The sequence below is a fragment of the Bradyrhizobium prioriisuperbiae genome (assembly GCF_032397745.1).
GTDB classification, from domain to species: Bacteria; Pseudomonadota; Alphaproteobacteria; order Rhizobiales; family Xanthobacteraceae; genus Bradyrhizobium_A; species Bradyrhizobium_A prioriisuperbiae.
Genome location: NZ_CP135921.1, coordinates 660,114 through 674,942, shown reverse-complemented (window position 1 = coordinate 674,942; position 14,829 = coordinate 660,114). Strand labels below are relative to the sequence as shown.

The window sequence follows — 14,829 nt, the reverse complement described above, 5'->3', positions numbered from 1 at the left end:
CTGTCTATATCCCAACCTGCGATGGAAGTTCGCGATCTTACAAGCGCTTCCGGAGAAAGAGCCGCTGCGAGCCGCGTGGATGATCCTCGAGGCTGCCGAAAACCTCGTAGCCGAGCTTGTCGTAGAAGCCCGGTGCCTGGAAGGCGTAAGTGTCGAGCCAGACGCCGACGCATCCGCGCGCTTGAGCGATCTCTTCGGCGCGGGCCAGGATCTGCGCGCCGATTCGCTTGCCCCTGAATTGTTCGGGCACCACCAGCAGCTCGACGAACAGCCAGTCGTAAACGATTTTGCCCCACAGCCCGCCCAGCGTTGCGGCGGTCACCGGATCTTGAATCAAAACGGCGAGCGGTTGAAAACCGGATGGTCCGGCGGCCTTGTCGTTGAAGGCGACCAAGGCCTCGACAATGGCTTTGCGGTCGGTTTCACCGGGCTGGTCTGGAACGACGATTGCCGGATCACTCATGACCGCCTCAGCCTTACGCTTCCCCTGCGGTGTCGAACAGCGCCGCACTCATGGCATCCGCTGCCGATTTGCCCGCCCAGACCACGAACTGGAACGCCGGGAAGTAGCGCTCGCAAGCCTGCACCGCGCCGACGAACATCGTCTCGCACTGCGCTTCAGACGCGATGATGCCGTTCGGCAGCACCAGCGCCTGCCGGTACATGATCAGCCCGGTGCTGGTCCACAGGTCGAAGTGTCCGACCCACAATTGTTCGTTGATCGATGCGATCAGCCGCTGCACTTCCGCGCGCCGCACTTCCGGAATTTTCATGTCGAAGGCGCACGCCAGATGCAGCGCTTCGATCTCGCTCATCCAGGTGAAGGAGACCTCGTAATCGGTCCAGGCTCCCTTGGCGAGGATCGTGACCTCGTCGATGCCGGAGCGCTCGAACGCCCAGTCGTTGAACGCCGCGATCTCCTCGACCACGGTGATCGGGTTGCCTGGAGAATCAAGTGTGATGTCCGGATGGGACATGCTGTTGCGCCCTGCCTTGTGCCGATGATGCGCACGCCGAATACGAGACGCCGGATGTCGCGCGATTGATGTCGCAAACATGTTGCCCGTATTTGCACACCACGAGTCAGATCCTGATCGGGGTGCTGCCCAGCAAGGCAACCTGCGCTGACGAATTGATCAGTGATTTGCGGCAGGGGCGCAACCGGGGGTGAATCCCGTCCACAGGCAAAGGCCGGGTCGTCCACAACTCATCGTCGTGGTTCATGAGAACAAAACGGAATCGGATTCGCGGGGCGCGAGTCGCGGGAGCGGTTTTCCCGTGTCGCGAGTCTGTGCCGGTTGGGAAATCGCCTTGGGAGCGCCTTGGAGAGTGGGTCTGGGACCTCCTTGGGCGACTGGGATGAGCCTTCGGACATGCCGGATATGCAGCCCTGTAGCTCCCGGGGCGGCTTGCGCATGCCCCGGCGGTTCTCCATAATTTGCCTTGGCTGTCCATTCCGGGCGGTCATGTTCTCAGGGCGGGGTGAAAGTCCCCACCGGCGGTAAGGGTCTCTGTGGCCTAAGCCCGCGAGCGCTCACCGGTTGCCCTTCGGGGAAGCTGGTGAGGTCAGCAGATTCGGTGTGATTCCGAAGCCGACGGTTAAAGTCCGGATGAAAGAGAACGGGAAACGACAGCTGCGTTCACGCGCGGCTGATGGCCCGTGTGCCCTGATTCTGGTCCTAACAAGGAAGAGCCATGAATCAGATGACTAACGACATCACGTCAAACTCAACTCCCACTCCAACATCGCCAGTCGAGCCGCGTCGCTTTACAAAGCCGCATCGCGTGGCTTTCATCCAGTCGTCCTGGCATCGCGAGATCGTCGAGGCCTGCCGGCTGGCGTTCCTGAAGGAGGCTGCGGCGCAGGGCATCCCGGAAAGCCAGGTTGGCCTGTTCGAGGTTCCCGGCGCCTACGAAATTCCGCTGCACGCGCAGTTGCTCGCCAAGACAGGGCGCTACACCGCGATCGTCGCGGCCGCGCTCGTGGTCGACGGCGGCATTTACCGGCACGAATTCGTGGCCTCTACCGTGATCAATGCGCTAATGCAGGTGCAACTGCAGACTGAAATTCCGATCTTCTCCGCGGTGCTCACGCCACAGCAGTTTCATGAGCACGCGGCGCATGTCGATTTCTTCCGGCAGCATTTCGCGACCAAAGGCGTTGAGGTGGCGCAGGCTTGCGTGAATACGCTGCTCAGCCTGGATCACCTCGGCAGCCAGGTCGTCGCCGGGCTCGACTGAAGATAATGCGAGGCAACTCATGCGGAGGCGGCGTTCGCGCCGTCTCCGCAGCCTATCGACGTCAGTCGAACAGGCTGGAGACCGACTCTTCTGCCGCGGTGCGCCCGACGGCTTCGCCGATCAGGCTCGCGATTGAGAGCACACGGATGTTGTGGGCGAGACGCACGGCTTCGGTCGGCTGGATCGAGTCGGTGATCACCAGCTCCTTCAGCTTCGAGGAGGCGATGCGGGCAGTGGCACCGCCCGACAGCACGCCGTGGGTGATGTAGGCATAGACTTCCTTGGCGCCGTTGGCGAGCAGCGCGTCGGCCGCGTTCACCAGGGTGCCGCCGGAATCCACGATGTCGTCGATCAGGATGCAGGTGTAACCCTCGACGTCGCCGATCACGTTCATCACTTCGGATTCGCCGGCGCGCTCGCGCCGCTTGTCGATGATGGCGAGCGGAGCGTTGATGCGTTTGGCGAGACCGCGGGCGCGCACCACGCCGCCGACATCGGGCGACACCACCATCAGGTTGGACAGGTCGAACCGGTCCTTGATGTCGCGCACCATCACCGGCGAGGCATAAAGATTGTCGGTCGGGATGTCGAAGAAGCCCTGGATCTGCCCGGCGTGCAGGTCGAGCGTCATGACGCGGTCGGCGCCGGCATGGGTGATGATGTTGGCCACAAGTTTCGCCGAAATCGGCGTGCGGCCTCCGGCTTTGCGATCCTGGCGGGCATAGCCGAAATACGGCAGCACGGCTGTGATGCGGCGTGCCGAAGCACGGCGCAGCGCATCGGTGATGATAAGCAATTCCATCAGATGGTCGTTGGCCGGATACGAGGTCGACTGGATGATGAAGACATCCATGCCGCGCACGTTTTCCTGGATTTCGACGAAGATCTCCATGTCGGCGAAGCGCCGGACCACGGCTTTGGTGAGCGGCAGGCCGAGCCCGGCTGCGATGGCCTCGGCCAGAGCGGGGTTCGAATTGCCGGCGATGAGTTTGATCGCCCCGTTTTTCGCCGACATCGACGCTTCTCCCCGTGTCATTGTGCCGACGGTCTTCAACATACCCGATGTCCCGAATGCGAAGTTCGCTCTTGCCAGCGCCTTCGACGTGTCCGCTGCAGATGACTCAAAAACCGCTCCGGCCGGGGCCGAGCGCGAGCGAGGAAATAGCAAGGAGCCTGCCGGGCTGGCAATACGTCGCAGGCTGTTTTCCTGCGTAAAAGCAGCCTAATGGGCGCTGAAGCCCAGAGCTTTGCTGCTTTCGGCGGAGGATTCGCGGAAAATAGCATCCGCTGAGGCAATAGCCGGGCCCGATGAGGCGGCCGGCGGCTCGGCCGGCAGGTCGGGCGGTGCGGTTCCATTGACGAAGCCGGACAGGCTGATCAGCCCGGCTTGCGCGATCCGGCGCAGCAACGGCTCGTCTGCGACGGCCCAGGCGTCACGCCCGGCCTTGCCGCCCTGTTCCTCGCCGCTCAGTCGCAGCGTGCGCTGCTGGTTGCCGTCGTAGACATCCCAGACCCAGGCGATAATGGTGCGGCCGCCGCGCACCTGGGCCGCGAGATAGCTGCGGATACGGTAGCCGGCGGCGGAGTCGCGGGAAACGATGGCCACATTGCGGGTTTGCGATTCGTTGTCGAGCACCCGCACGAAGCGGTCGAACACCTGCGGCGGCGGCCCATCGATGGATTCGAAGGTCACGGTACGGCCGCCGGCGGGCACGGAGGCCGAGGCCATGGCGGCCATCGGGCCCTGATAGGAGTCTGCGCCGCCGGCGCAGCCAGCCACGGTCGCCCCGCACGCCGCCACAAGCAGCAGCCGGACCAGGCCCAATGCCTTCAGCCCTGACGTGCGGCTTCGCCAATCCATGCGCTGACACCCCAATTCCACGCGTCCCGGGCGGGCAGCCGTCATGGGGATACCTGCGCCGGAGCACCAGAGCGATATCGTTAAAATCCATTAACGTCTAGGGCGGCATCCTGGAAGGGTTTGCAAAACACTCCCGCAATTGTGCCATTTTGAGCCGAATTCGAGTGATTTCCCCCTGTTCAGTCGGCCAGATGGTGCTTCATGGCCGTGACCATCCAGCCCCACTCCCGGTTTGGGCTGACGTCCTGCGGCTGCCCCTTCAGGATGGCAACCAGCTCCTAGTACCGCGCGGCCTTTGGATCATGGGCGGCATGGGCCTGGCGCAGCCAGTCCCGGGACGCCCGGTCCGGCTTCCGCCCCAGCGTTTGTGCCAAAACCGCGATCCATTCCCGGGCGAGGGCACCGCCCGCATCCGAAGTGGGGTCCAGCCCCTGTGCCATGGCCGCACGGGCTTTGGCCACCATGGCCGTCGTCGCCTCCGCATAGGCGGCGTGATCGAATCCTCGGTCCAGAACTTCGTTGGTGCGCATGTTGGTGATGAACGCGGGGTCGGCGAGGATACCGGCGAGCTCAATCCAGGCGTCGCACTGTGTTGGGTCGTCGGGCAGCTCCGGGGGGCTGGCCTCGATCATCTGCCGCGCCCACTCGCGGTCGATGCCGTTGCCCTCGGACACCTGATCGTAAAAGTGTTCAATGACGCGGCGGCAACGGCACGGGGCAGGGTGGTCATGGTCCAGCCTCTCCCCATGTTGACTTCGGTCAGTTCGGGCGCGCGCAGCGTCAGCGCATCGCGCAGCGACGGTTCGCGCGAGAGCACCTCGCGAATGACCTCGATACCGAGGCCGGCGTAGCACAGTGAATCAAGTCGAGGTGCACGAGGTCTTCGTTGGAGTAGACGCGATAGCCGCTCTCGGTGCGGCCTGTGAGTGGCAGCAGCCCCTCGTCGGAATAGAAGCGCAGCCGCCGGACGGAGATGCCGCTGCGTTGCGGGGTCAGGACGGGAGTTCATAGCCGATGGCGGCCTCGACCACGATCGTCCGCTGCACGGCCGGCCGCTGCAGCATGCGTTCAAGATGCGCCGAGAGATTGGGAAACGCGTCGGGATACGGCTTCAGCGAGCTGGAGAAACGCCAGAACAGGCGGAACAGATGAATATCGGCGATCGAATATTTCTCCAACACCCATTTGCGCGCGCCGAGGCGGCGGTCGGCGAGGCCGTAGATCTGCGTCGCGTGGTCGAGGCCCTGCCGGCGCGCCGGATGCACCGTTGCGGCGATGAATGACATCCAGGAGATCGCCTGGGCTTCCTCCTCGATGTCGTCGTGTGGCAGCAACTGCGCCTGCGGATAGCGTTTGGCGAGATAGAACAGGATGGCGGCTACCTCGGTCAGCGGCCGTCCGTCGATCAGAAGTGTCGGGACCTTGCCTTCCGGGTTGAGTGCGAGAAATTCCGGCGTGCGCTGCTCCTTGCGGGCAAACGACAGCGGATGGGCTTCGAACGGTACGCCGATTTCATGCAGGGCGATGTGCGCCGCCATCGAACTTGCCCCTGGGACGAAGTACAGCGTTAGCATCGGCGTTACCTCTTTCTCAAGAAACCTGTCCGCGCGTGCGATGATGTCGCGCCCGGTGGTGTTGCGCAACGGCGCAGGGGCGCGCACCGGCATGGCGGGTGTGTACAAAACAAACACCGGTCGGCCCTGCGAAGAGAGCAGGCAGGTGAGACTCGATCGAACCGCTTCGCCATGGCACGGTGGCGTAATCTATTTTCCTGAGGACTTGCTCATTGCGCATCCATGCTGCTGCCTTGCTCTATTTCGATGCCGTCCGCCGCGCCGGCTCCATCCGCGAGGCGGCGCGGCGCCTCAACGTCGCGTCCTCGGCGGTCAACCGCCAGATCCTGAAGCTTGAAGCCGAGGTCGGCGCGCCGCTGTTCGAACGTTTTCCCGGCGGCATCAAACTGACCTCGGCCGGCGAGGCGATGGCCCGCCACGTCCTTGTGGTGTTGCAAGATCTCGAGCGGGCGCGATCGGACATCGAAGGCCTCAAGGGCGCTCGCATCGGCCATGTGTCGGTCGCCGCAGTCGAGGGTGTCTGCGGGGCGCTGCTTCCGGCAGTGATCGGGCGGCTGCGCGAGCGAACGCCTCGGGTCACGGTGACCGCTGAATCGATGGGGTCATTCGCCATTCCGAGGGCTGTCGCCGAAGGCGATGCGGATATCGGCATTGCGTTTGCGCTGCCGCGCCAATCCGAGTTGCGTCAAGTCGCGCTGGCCCGCTTTCGGCTCGGCGCCATCATGGCGCCCGACCATCCGCTGGCCGGCCGCGACAAGATCGGGCTCTCGGCGTGCTTTGATTACCCCGTGATCATGCCGAGCGGCGATCTGTCGATCGGGCAACTGCTGGCGCCGGCGCTCGCGCGTCTGCCGCGCAACATCCAGCCGGTGATCCGCTCGTCGTCGATCGAACTGATGCGCGAGCTTGCGGAGCGTGGCATCGGCATCGCCTTTCAGACCAGGGTCGGCCTCGAACGGTTGATTGCCGAACGGCGGCTGGTCCATGTGCCGCTCGATGCCGGAGGGCCGATCTGGAGCGATCTCGGTGTCTATGTTCGCGCCGGCCGGGCACCGCCGGCAACGCTCGACTTGATGTTGCAGATTCTGGCGGAGGAATTGCGGGATCGGGAAGCCGCCGAAATGAAACCGCCGGCGCAAGCTGGGTGATGCCGATTCGGCATCAGGCAGAGCGATATTCTCTTCTTCGTCGATCAGGGGACGCCCGCTAGGGTTTGTGACCGACCGATTGAAGGGAGAACGTGGTGGATCTCGCACTTGAGGCAAGCCGGATGTCCACCGGCAGCCTTCCGATCATCGCCGTCGGCGATCTGTCGTCGTCCGATCTCGGGCGTCGCCGGGCTGTCGGCGCTCTCTTGCGGGCCGCCTGCCTCGACAAAGGCTTCTTCTATGTCGCGGAGCACGGCATTCCGTCCGGCTTGATCGAGGCGGTGTTTGCCGAGAGCAAACGTTTCTTCGACCAGCCGGCGCCGACCAAGGCGGCTGTCGACAAGTCGCGCTCGTTCTGCAATCGCGGCTACGAACCGCTGCGGGCGCAGACGTTGGAAGCGGGCGCTCCGCCCGATCTCAAGGAGAGCTTCTATATCGGCCCCGAATTCGCGCTGGACGATCCGCGGGTGATGGCGCGCCGCTTTAATCGCGGCCCCAATCTGTGGCCGGCGGACATGCCCGCATTCAGGCCGGTGATGCAGGCCTATTTTGCCGCGATGCTCGATCTCGGAGAGCGGCTGATGTGCGGCATCGCGTTGTCGCTCGATTTACCGGAAGACCATTTCGCTGCTTTCTGCCGCGATCCGATCACGACGTTGCGGCTGCTGCACTATCCGCCGCAGCCGGCGGACGCCGCGCCCGGCGAGAAGGGCGCGGGCGCTCACACCGATTTCGGCGGTCTGACGCTGTTGCTGCAGGATACGGTCGGCGGGCTCCAGGTGCAGGATTCGGCAAGCCGGCAATGGATTCACGCCGATGCCGTGCCCGGCACCTTTGTCGTCAATCTCGGCGACATGATCGCGCGCTGGACCAATGACCGCTATCGCTCGACCCTGCACAGGGTCGTCAATGCGTCGGGACGCGAGCGCTATTCGGTTCCCTTTTTCTATTCGGGCAACCCGGACCACGAGGTGGTGTGCCTGCCGAACTGTCTCGCACCCGGCGAGCGAGCGATCTATCCGCCGACAACGGTCGAGGGACATCTGCAGGAGATGTATCGGCGGACCTACGCGGCATGAGCGGAGCGCCTGATCCCGTCGTGCTGATCCACGGCGCCTGGCAGGGCGCCTGGGTGTGGGATCATTTCAAATCCCACTTGGTGCGCAAGGCCGGCATCGCGGCAGTTGCCGTCGACCTGCCGGGTAATGGTCGCGATGACGTTACGCCGACCGACGTGTCGCTCGACCGCTACGTCGTCCATGTCGGTGAAATTCTGGAGCAGTTCGCGCAGCCGGTCAGCCTTGTCGCCCATTCCGGCGGTGGCATGATCGCGTCGGCCGTGGCCGAACGGTTTCCGGAGCGCATAAACCGCATCGTCTATATCGCCGGCATGATGCTGCCGGATGGCATGGCGTTCGCCGATCTCGTCGCGGAACTGCGTGCCGATCATCCGGATGTGATCGGGATTGGGCCGCATCTCGTGTGGTCCGATGATGGATTGACGAGTCGCGTGCCGGCGCCCGCCGCGCTTGCCTATTTCTTCCACGATTGCGCCGACGGCGACGCACGGGCGGCCGCCGCGCGGCTCACGCCACAGCCGGAGCGCGGGCGCGATATCCGTGTCGGCCTGACATCTGAACGGTTCGGCAGGGTGTCGCGGCTCTATGTGGAGGCGGAAGCCGATCGCTCGATCATCCTGCCCTGCCAGCGACGGATGCAGGCGCTGGTGCCAGGCGCGGACGTGGTGACGCTGCCGACCGGTCACGCCCCGCATCTCGCGGCTCCCGGTCTGCTCGCCGACGTTCTAATTCCATTCCTTATTGATGATCGTGGCACGCCGCTTGCTCTGTCCGGTCATGGCGGTGAGGCATCCGTTGTCCATCAAAGCCGCTCCGGCGGTCTCGAATGATCCCGCAATTGCCCGCGAAACCCCGTGTCAGGAGCCCGTTATGATGAAACGCTTCACCCAGACCTGCGCCGTTCTCACCGTCACGCTGACACTTGCCCATGCGGCCGCGGCAACCGAACAGGTCACCTTCATGCTCGACTGGCTGCCGGCCGGCGACAAGGCGGCGGTGTATCTCGGTGTCGACAAGGGACTGTTCGAAGCCGAAGGGATCAAGGTCACCATCCAGTCCGGCCGCGGGTCGAGCGACGTGGTCACCAAACTGGCGACCGGCTCCGCCGACATGGGCACCGGCGGGCTTGCGGCGCTGCTGCAGGCCAAGGCGGCCGACGCCGTCCCGGTCAAGGCGGTGATGTCGATCTACACATTGCAGCCGGACGCGATCTTCACCACCAAGGATGCCGGCATCAACAGTCTGAAGGACCTCGAGGGAAAGACGGTCGCGACCGCGACCTTCTCCTCCTCCAATGTGTCATGGCCGTTGCTCTTGAAGACGAACGGCGTCAATCCGGACGCCATCAAGCTGCTGAAGGTCGATCCGGGTGCGCTCGCGCCGATGCTGGCGACCGGCAAGGTCGCGGCGACCATCAACTGGCTCACCGTGGCGCCGGCCTTTGCCGGACCGCTGACCGAAGTCGGCAAGTCGTTCAAGGCGCTGCCTTGGTCGGGCTACGGCTTTGACGGGTACGGTCTGTCGGTGTTCGCGTCGGAAAAAATGCTCACCAGCCGTCCGGAGACGGTGCGCAAGTTCCTCAAGGCCTATGCGAAGGCGACCGAGATGGCGATCGCCGATCCCATGGCCGCAGCACAGGCGCTGAAAGCGGCGGTGCCGGAGGTCAGTGTGGACACCGCCGCGGAGCAGTGGAGGGCCTCGATCCCGCTGATGGTCAACGATATCTCCAAAAAGGACGGACCCGGCGCCTTCGCGCCGGCGCTACTGGCGACAACCTGGAAATGGGTGGCCGAGGCGCAGGGCCTGCCGCTCGAAAAGCTCAATCCGGAAACGGCCGTCAGCCGCGACTACCTGAAGTGACGACCCCTCAATCGCCCGCGATGAGCACCGCGGAGCCCGTGATCCGTTTCGCCGACGTTGGCCAGCGGTTTGCAGGCACCGACGGTAATCCCGTCGTCGCCCTCGACGGACTGTCCTTCGACATCGGACGGCACGAGTTCGTTGCCGTGCTCGGCCCGTCCGGTTGCGGCAAATCGACCTTGCTCCGATTGATCGCCGGCCTCATTCAGCCGACCTCCGGACAGGTCGACATCTTCGGGATGCCGGTGACGGAGCCGCGTGATGAGATCGGCATCATTTTTCAGAAGCCGACTTTGCTGCCCTGGTTCGACGTGCTCGGCAACGTCACGTTTCCGATGCGCCACAAATACGGCCGGGTCACCGACGTCGAGCGCGACCGGGCCCGCGAACTCCTCGACCTTGTTGGCCTGACGGATTTTGCCGCCCGCCGCCCGGATGAACTGTCGGGCGGCATGCAGCAGCGGGTCGCGATTGCGCGCGCGCTGCTGCTCGATCCGGACATCCTGTTGATGGATGAGCCGTTCTCCGCGCTCGATGCGTTGACGCGGGACGAAATGAGTTTCGAACTGCTGCGGATCTGGACCGAACGGCCGAAAACGGTGCTGTTCATCACCCATTCCATTCCGGAGGCGCTGCTGCTGGCGGACCGCATCGTTGTCATGACCAGCAGGCCGGGGCGTGTGCGCGAAATTCTCGATGTTCCGTTGTCACGGCCGCGGTCGATGTCGACCTTGTCGGAGCCTATTTTCCATGAACTCGCCAATCACATCCGCGGGCGTCTCTTCAGCCGCCCCGTTGCCGCATGAGCCGGGTGCCGCGCGTCGCGCGCCGGCAACCGGGATCATGAAGACGGGAGCCTGGGCAACGCTTGTACGATGGTTGGATCGCTGCGCGCCGCCGCTTGCGTTTGTCGGACTGCTGCTGGTCTGGGAGGGCGGCGTTCGAATCTTTGCGGTGCCGTCGTTCCTGTTGCCTGCACCGAGTGCGATTGTGACGGCGCTGCTGGCGACACCGCTGCCGGTCTGGGCGGGGCACGTCTGGGCCACTTTGCGCGTGGCGCTGATGGGATATGCTTTGGCCATCGTGGTTGCCGTCCCGCTTGCCGTCGGTCTTGCGACCTCGCGTTTCCTGTCACGCACGCTCTATCCAATTCTGGTAGTGGTGCAGTCGACGCCGATCGTCGCGGTGGCGCCGATCATCGTGGTGACGCTCGGCGCGTCGGACCTGCCGCGCGTGGTCATCACGTTCCTGATCACCTTTTTCCCGATTGTGGTTTCGACCGTGACCGGACTGCTCGCGACGCCGGAGGAATTGATCGAGCTGTCGCGCTCGCTTCGGGCCGGCCGCAGGCGGGAGATCCTGCATGTGCGGCTGCCGTTCGCCTTGCCGCATCTGTTCTCGGCCCTGAAGATCTCCACCACGCTGGCGGTGATCGGCGCGGTGGTTGCCGAGTTCGTCGCCGCCGAGAAAGGCCTCGGCTTCTTCATTGCATTCTCGACATCCTACTTCAAAATTCCGACGGCCTTCGCCGGACTGGTCGTGCTGGTTTCGATCAGCCTGATCCTGTTCCGGCTGATCGGTTTCGTTCAGAAGGCGTTTGCGCCATGGTCGCTGCCGAAATCGGAGCGGTAAGGACAACCGGCATGAAATCAGACCTCGATCATGAAGCGCTGCTGCGCAAGGCCTTCGCCGTCGCCCGGAAAGCGCGTGAGAGCGGCGATCATCCGTTCGGGTCGATCCTGGTCGATCCAAATGGGAAGGTCTTGATGCAGCAGGGCAACGGCTTTACGGCCGAAGGGCGTGACATGACCGCTCATGCCGAGCGGCTTTTGGCCACCCGTGCCTCGAAGACCTATCCACCGCCGTTTCTCGCCGAGTGCACTCTGTACACATCGGCTGAGCCATGCGCGATGTGTTCGGGCGCAATCTACTGGGCGGGGATCGGCCGCGTGGTGTTCGGCCAGACCGAAAAGGACCTGAAAGCGCAAACCGGCGATCACGATGAAAATCCGACCCTGGATCTCCCCTGCCGCGTGGTGTTCGCCGCGGGCCAGCGCAAGGTCGAAGTGATCGGACCGCTGCTGGCCGATGAAGCGGCCGCGTTGCAGGCCGGCTTCTGGGATGGCGAGGCGAAGACGTGATGTCGCGGGCTTAGGCTTCCAGCACCAGTGCGTGGATGTGGCGGCCGTAGTCGGGCTCGCCGCGATGGGTGGTGCGGCGGTAGCTGAAGAACCGTTCGTCCTCATAGGTGCAGATGTCGGGATCGTCGATCAGCAGCACGCCCGCGCGCTCCAGCCGCATCCGGATATAGCCGGCGAGGTCGAACATGGCGTGACCGGTGCGCTCGGAGGGCGCGAAGAACTGCGCATTGGCCGGATCATCGCGGCCGAAGCGATGGACGAACTCTTCCCCAACCTCGTAGCTGCGCTGGCGGATCAGGGGCCCGATCGCGGCGACAACGCGGCTGCGATCGGCGCCGAGCTTTTCCATCGCTGCAAGGGTGGATTCCAGCACGCCCATGAAGGCGCCGCGCCAGCCGGCGTGGGCGGCGCCGATCACTCGCGCCTGTGCGTCCGCAAACAGGATCGGTCCGCAGTCCGCGGCGGAGACGCCGAGCGCCAGGCCCGGCGTTGCGGTGACGATGGCATCGACCTTTGGCCGGCTCTCAGGGGTCCATGGTTCAGTGACGACAGCGACATCGGGCGAGTGCACTTGATAAGCAGTGAGAAAGTGCGATGGCGCGACCCCCAGCGTCTCGGCCATGCGGCGGCGGTTTTCAGCGACATGGGTCTGATCGTCGTTTGATCCGAGGCCGCCATTGAGGCTGGCGTAGATGCCGTTCGACACACCGCCCTCACGGGTGAAGAAAGCATGACGCAGGCCGGGAACAGCTGACAGCAGCGGCGAGGTGAGGGTCATTCCGAATCTTCTTCCGATTCCTGGTGAGGTGTGTCGTCCGCTTCGGTGTCGATAGCGACGCTCGGCCCGGGGGCAGCAGGCTGGTCGGTCAGGCCGGCGAGTTCGGCCATCGAAGGGTGCGAGACGCCGAGCACTTTGAACAGTGACCCCATCCCGCCGCGGCCCGAATCGGTGAGGCGCTTCAGCCCGCTGGCGATGTCTTCCGAGACCTGCGGCGTCGCCTTCGACATCAGCGTGACGGCGCGGGTCTCGATCCCGAGCCGGCGCAGGAAAGCGCCTTGCTCGATCGGGCCGTGTACCCGGCCGCCGATATCCTCAACTGCATGGGCCATGGCCTGGAAGTCGACATGGGCCGTGACATCGGACAGTCCGGCGTTCTTCAGCGGGTCGGTGAAACTATGTTTGGCGATGGCCTGAAACGTATCGCCGGCATCGCTGCGCAGATGACCATAGTCGATGATCAGCGCGGCGCCGCCGAAGGCGCGTACGCGGCTGGTGATCTTCATGATCTCGGTGTTCGGCCGCCATTCGAACACGGCGCCGACCGGCGCGGCGCGGACCAGGGGCGGCAGCAAAAGGTCGAACCGGGACATCGGCTCAGCAGAGGCGCCGAACGCCAGCCGATCGGCGGCGTCGATCTCGATTACGCGCTCGTGCCAGCCGGTTTCCCGGCGGACCATCTGGTGGATCGGCAGCACGTCGACATATTCGTTGGCGAAAATGATCGACGGGCCTTCCGGCACGTCGTCGATGCCGTCGTGCCAATGGACGTTCCTGGTGCCGGCCAATGCCGCAACCTGCTTTTCGCGCAGCGCCGCATTGATTTCCACCATGTGCACATGACAAGCGGCGTGGAACGGCGGCACGATCCGGATCGCGCGCAGCGCGTCCATCATCAGCGTGCCACGGCCGGGCCCGAGTTCGATCAGCCGGATGGTGTCCGGCGCGCCAATCGCCTTCCAGACCGAGGCTGCCCATAGCCCGAGCAATTCGCCGAACATCTGGCTGACTTCCGGCGCGGTGACGAAATCGCCTTCGCGTCCCAGCGGATCGCGCGCGATGTAGTAGCCGTGCTCGTGATGGGTCAGGCACAGCTGCATGTAGCGCCACACCGGCATTGGCCCGGTGGACCTGATCAGCTTGCGGATGTCAGCCTCGAGTGGCGAGGTCGGGATCACGATCAGCCCTGGTTAATGGACACCTGGTTCGCGGGTGCCTGGATGGAAGAGACAGGTTGGCGGCGCCATGCCGCCACGAGGAAGCAAACCCCGGCAACAATCATCGGCACCGACAGCACCATACCCATGGTCAGCCCGCCCCACAAAAATCCGAGCTGGGGATCGGGCTCACGAAAGAACTCGCCGGTGATGCGGGCAATGCCATAAAGCGTGGCGAAACTGCCGATAATAAATCCCGGCCGCCTCAGTGCGCCGGCCCGGATCATCAGCGCCAGCACGATGAACAGCAGCACGCCTTCCAGCGTTGCCTCATAGAGCTGGCTGGGATGCCGCGGAACCGGCCCACCGGTCGGAAACACCATGGCCCAGGGCACATCGGCCGCGCGGCCCCACAGCTCGCCATTGATGAAATTGGCAATGCGTCCCAGCAACAGGCCGATCGGACCCACGGCACAGGTGATGTCGCCGAGTGACAAAACCGACACCTTGCGCCGCCAGCCGAACAGCAGCACGGCCGCCACGCAGCCGAGGAAACCGCCGTGGAACGACATGCCGCCTTTCCACAATTCGATGATCTCGGCCGGATGCTGCACGAAATAATCGAGGTTGTAGAACAGCACATAGCCGGTGCGGCCGCCGAGGATGATGCCGAACGTCACCCACAGGATGAAATCGTCCATATCGAGCAGGCTGATCGGCGAGGTGCCGCCCCAAAGTCTGCCGTCGCGGATGATGGCGCGGGCATAGATCCAGCCCAGCACGATGCCGCCAATATAGGCGAGCGCGTACCAGCGGATGGCGAACGGTCCGAAACTGACCGCGATCGGGTCGAACACCGGAAAGGCAATGGCGAACATGTGCTAGGGCTTATTCCGCTCGGCTTGAATCGAATCTTGTCAGGCGTCAGAGCGGAATAAGCCCTAGATTCGTTGTTTGGCGCGTTTTCTGCAGCGAACCGGTCTCCACTTC

General features: G+C 64.1%; 19 protein-coding genes and 1 riboswitch. Of the genes, 9 read left to right on the top strand and 10 right to left on the bottom strand.

Features of this window, described 5'->3' with window-relative positions; genetic code table 11:
• Positions 1-37: 37 nt before the first annotated feature.
• Together RS897_RS03145 and RS897_RS03140 are read right to left on the bottom strand one after the other, a co-directional pair.
• Positions 38-511: a GNAT family N-acetyltransferase gene (locus tag RS897_RS03145; protein ID WP_315835147.1), complete on the bottom strand. Its 474-nt coding sequence runs from the start codon at positions 509-511 to the stop codon at positions 38-40.
• Positions 477-977, bottom strand: coding sequence for a type III secretion system chaperone family protein (locus tag RS897_RS03140; protein WP_315835146.1), 501 nt, complete (start codon positions 975-977; stop codon positions 477-479). Before RS897_RS03140 ends, RS897_RS03145 begins: the two co-directional genes overlap by 35 nt.
• Before the next feature lie 487 nt (positions 978-1,464).
• Positions 1,465-1,626: riboswitch (FMN riboswitch) on the top strand.
• Positions 1,627-1,695: 69 nt separating this feature from the next.
• Here RS897_RS03140 and RS897_RS03135 point away from each other — a divergent pair.
• A complete protein-coding gene (locus RS897_RS03135; protein WP_407654421.1) occupies positions 1,696-2,241 on the top strand; it encodes a 6,7-dimethyl-8-ribityllumazine synthase in 546 nt (181 codons plus the stop codon).
• 61 nt (positions 2,242-2,302) lie between these two features.
• Here RS897_RS03135 and RS897_RS03130 read toward each other — a convergent pair whose 3' ends face one another.
• Positions 2,303-3,256: a ribose-phosphate pyrophosphokinase gene (locus RS897_RS03130; RefSeq protein ID WP_315835145.1), complete on the bottom strand. Its 954-nt coding sequence runs from the start codon at positions 3,254-3,256 to the stop codon at positions 2,303-2,305.
• Between RS897_RS03130 and RS897_RS03125 the strand changes: the two genes are divergently transcribed.
• Complete coding sequence (locus tag RS897_RS03125) at positions 3,225-3,467, top strand: hypothetical protein (protein ID WP_315835144.1); 243 nt, start codon at positions 3,225-3,227, stop codon at positions 3,465-3,467. The genes RS897_RS03130 and RS897_RS03125 overlap by 32 nt on opposite strands.
• On the opposite strand, the gene RS897_RS03120 is transcribed toward RS897_RS03125, so the two are convergent.
• The 4 genes from RS897_RS03120 to RS897_RS03105 form a co-directional block, all read right to left on the bottom strand.
• Entirely contained in the window at positions 3,464-4,102 is a 639-nt protein-coding gene (locus tag RS897_RS03120; RefSeq protein WP_315835143.1) for a hypothetical protein, read from the bottom strand. The genes RS897_RS03125 and RS897_RS03120 overlap by 4 nt on opposite strands.
• A 278-nt stretch (positions 4,103-4,380) precedes the next feature.
• Positions 4,381-4,776, bottom strand: coding sequence for a TipAS antibiotic-recognition domain-containing protein (locus RS897_RS03115; protein WP_315835142.1), 396 nt, complete (start codon positions 4,774-4,776; stop codon positions 4,381-4,383).
• Positions 4,777-4,882: 106 nt separating this feature from the next.
• Positions 4,883-5,062, bottom strand: coding sequence for a MerR family transcriptional regulator (locus RS897_RS03110; protein WP_315838504.1), 180 nt, complete (start codon positions 5,060-5,062; stop codon positions 4,883-4,885).
• A gap of 32 nt (positions 5,063-5,094) precedes the next feature.
• Positions 5,095-5,784, bottom strand: coding sequence for a glutathione S-transferase family protein (locus RS897_RS03105; RefSeq protein ID WP_315835141.1), 690 nt, complete (start codon positions 5,782-5,784; stop codon positions 5,095-5,097).
• Positions 5,785-5,888: 104 nt separating this feature from the next.
• On the opposite strand from RS897_RS03105, the gene RS897_RS03100 reads away from it, so the two are divergent.
• From RS897_RS03100 to RS897_RS03070, 7 genes are all read left to right on the top strand, one after another.
• Entirely contained in the window at positions 5,889-6,824 is a 936-nt protein-coding gene (locus RS897_RS03100) for a LysR family transcriptional regulator (protein WP_315835140.1), read from the top strand.
• A gap of 95 nt (positions 6,825-6,919) precedes the next feature.
• Positions 6,920-7,903 (top strand): isopenicillin N synthase family dioxygenase, encoded by a 984-nt coding sequence (locus RS897_RS03095; RefSeq protein WP_315835139.1) that lies wholly within the window; start codon positions 6,920-6,922, stop codon positions 7,901-7,903.
• Positions 7,900-8,733 carry an alpha/beta fold hydrolase gene (locus RS897_RS03090; protein ID WP_315835138.1) on the top strand — a complete coding sequence of 278 codons (834 nt, stop codon included), beginning with the start codon at positions 7,900-7,902 and terminating at the stop codon, positions 8,731-8,733. Before RS897_RS03095 ends, RS897_RS03090 begins: the two co-directional genes overlap by 4 nt.
• 40 nt (positions 8,734-8,773) lie before the next feature.
• Complete coding sequence (locus RS897_RS03085) at positions 8,774-9,763, top strand: ABC transporter substrate-binding protein (protein WP_315835137.1); 990 nt, start codon at positions 8,774-8,776, stop codon at positions 9,761-9,763.
• A 20-nt stretch (positions 9,764-9,783) separates the two neighbouring features.
• Positions 9,784-10,569, top strand: coding sequence for an ABC transporter ATP-binding protein (locus tag RS897_RS03080; protein ID WP_315835136.1), 786 nt, complete (start codon positions 9,784-9,786; stop codon positions 10,567-10,569).
• Positions 10,570-10,606: 37 nt separating this feature from the next.
• Positions 10,607-11,395, top strand: coding sequence for an ABC transporter permease (locus RS897_RS03075; RefSeq protein WP_315838503.1), 789 nt, complete (start codon positions 10,607-10,609; stop codon positions 11,393-11,395).
• 11 nt (positions 11,396-11,406) lie between these two features.
• A complete protein-coding gene (locus RS897_RS03070; RefSeq protein ID WP_315835135.1) occupies positions 11,407-11,904 on the top strand; it encodes a nucleoside deaminase in 498 nt (165 codons plus the stop codon).
• A gap of 10 nt (positions 11,905-11,914) precedes the next feature.
• On the opposite strand, the gene pgeF is transcribed toward RS897_RS03070, so the two are convergent.
• The 3 genes from pgeF to lgt are packed head-to-tail and all read right to left on the bottom strand — an operon-like array spanning position 11,915 to position 14,717.
• The gene (gene pgeF, locus RS897_RS03065) at positions 11,915-12,682 is read right to left on the bottom strand and encodes a peptidoglycan editing factor PgeF (protein ID WP_315835134.1); all 768 of its coding nucleotides are present in this window, start codon (positions 12,680-12,682) and stop codon (positions 11,915-11,917) included.
• Positions 12,679-13,860 carry a class I SAM-dependent methyltransferase gene (locus RS897_RS03060; RefSeq protein WP_315835133.1) on the bottom strand — a complete coding sequence of 394 codons (1,182 nt, stop codon included), beginning with the start codon at positions 13,858-13,860 and terminating at the stop codon, positions 12,679-12,681. The genes pgeF and RS897_RS03060 overlap by 4 nt, the downstream gene beginning before the upstream one ends.
• Positions 13,861-13,862: 2 nt before the next feature.
• A complete protein-coding gene (gene lgt, locus RS897_RS03055; protein WP_315835132.1) occupies positions 13,863-14,717 on the bottom strand; it encodes a prolipoprotein diacylglyceryl transferase in 855 nt (284 codons plus the stop codon).
• Positions 14,718-14,829 lie beyond the last annotated feature (112 nt).

What these genes read in the sequence shown, in the direction of transcription:
- RS897_RS03130 (WP_315835145.1), bottom strand. Translation starts at nt 3,256, where the DNA reads ATGTCGGCGAAAAACGGGGCGATCAAACTCATCGCCGGCAATTCGAAC.
- RS897_RS03080 (WP_315835136.1), top strand. Translation starts at nt 9,784, where the DNA reads ATGAGCACCGCGGAGCCCGTGATCCGTTTCGCCGACGTTGGCCAGCGG.
- RS897_RS03140 (WP_315835146.1), bottom strand. Translation starts at nt 977, where the DNA reads ATGTCCCATCCGGACATCACACTTGATTCTCCAGGCAACCCGATCACC.
- RS897_RS03120 (WP_315835143.1), bottom strand. Translation starts at nt 4,102, where the DNA reads ATGGATTGGCGAAGCCGCACGTCAGGGCTGAAGGCATTGGGCCTGGTC.
- RS897_RS03085 (WP_315835137.1), top strand. Translation starts at nt 8,774, where the DNA reads ATGATGAAACGCTTCACCCAGACCTGCGCCGTTCTCACCGTCACGCTG.
- pgeF (WP_315835134.1), bottom strand. Translation starts at nt 12,682, where the DNA reads ATGACCCTCACCTCGCCGCTGCTGTCAGCTGTTCCCGGCCTGCGTCAT.
- lgt (WP_315835132.1), bottom strand. Translation starts at nt 14,717, where the DNA reads ATGTTCGCCATTGCCTTTCCGGTGTTCGACCCGATCGCGGTCAGTTTC.
- RS897_RS03135 (WP_407654421.1), top strand. Translation starts at nt 1,696, where the DNA reads ATGAATCAGATGACTAACGACATCACGTCAAACTCAACTCCCACTCCA.
- RS897_RS03125 (WP_315835144.1), top strand. Translation starts at nt 3,225, where the DNA reads ATGAGTTTGATCGCCCCGTTTTTCGCCGACATCGACGCTTCTCCCCGT.
- RS897_RS03070 (WP_315835135.1), top strand. Translation starts at nt 11,407, where the DNA reads ATGAAATCAGACCTCGATCATGAAGCGCTGCTGCGCAAGGCCTTCGCC.
- RS897_RS03090 (WP_315835138.1), top strand. Translation starts at nt 7,900, where the DNA reads ATGAGCGGAGCGCCTGATCCCGTCGTGCTGATCCACGGCGCCTGGCAG.
- RS897_RS03075 (WP_315838503.1), top strand. Translation starts at nt 10,607, where the DNA reads ATGAAGACGGGAGCCTGGGCAACGCTTGTACGATGGTTGGATCGCTGC.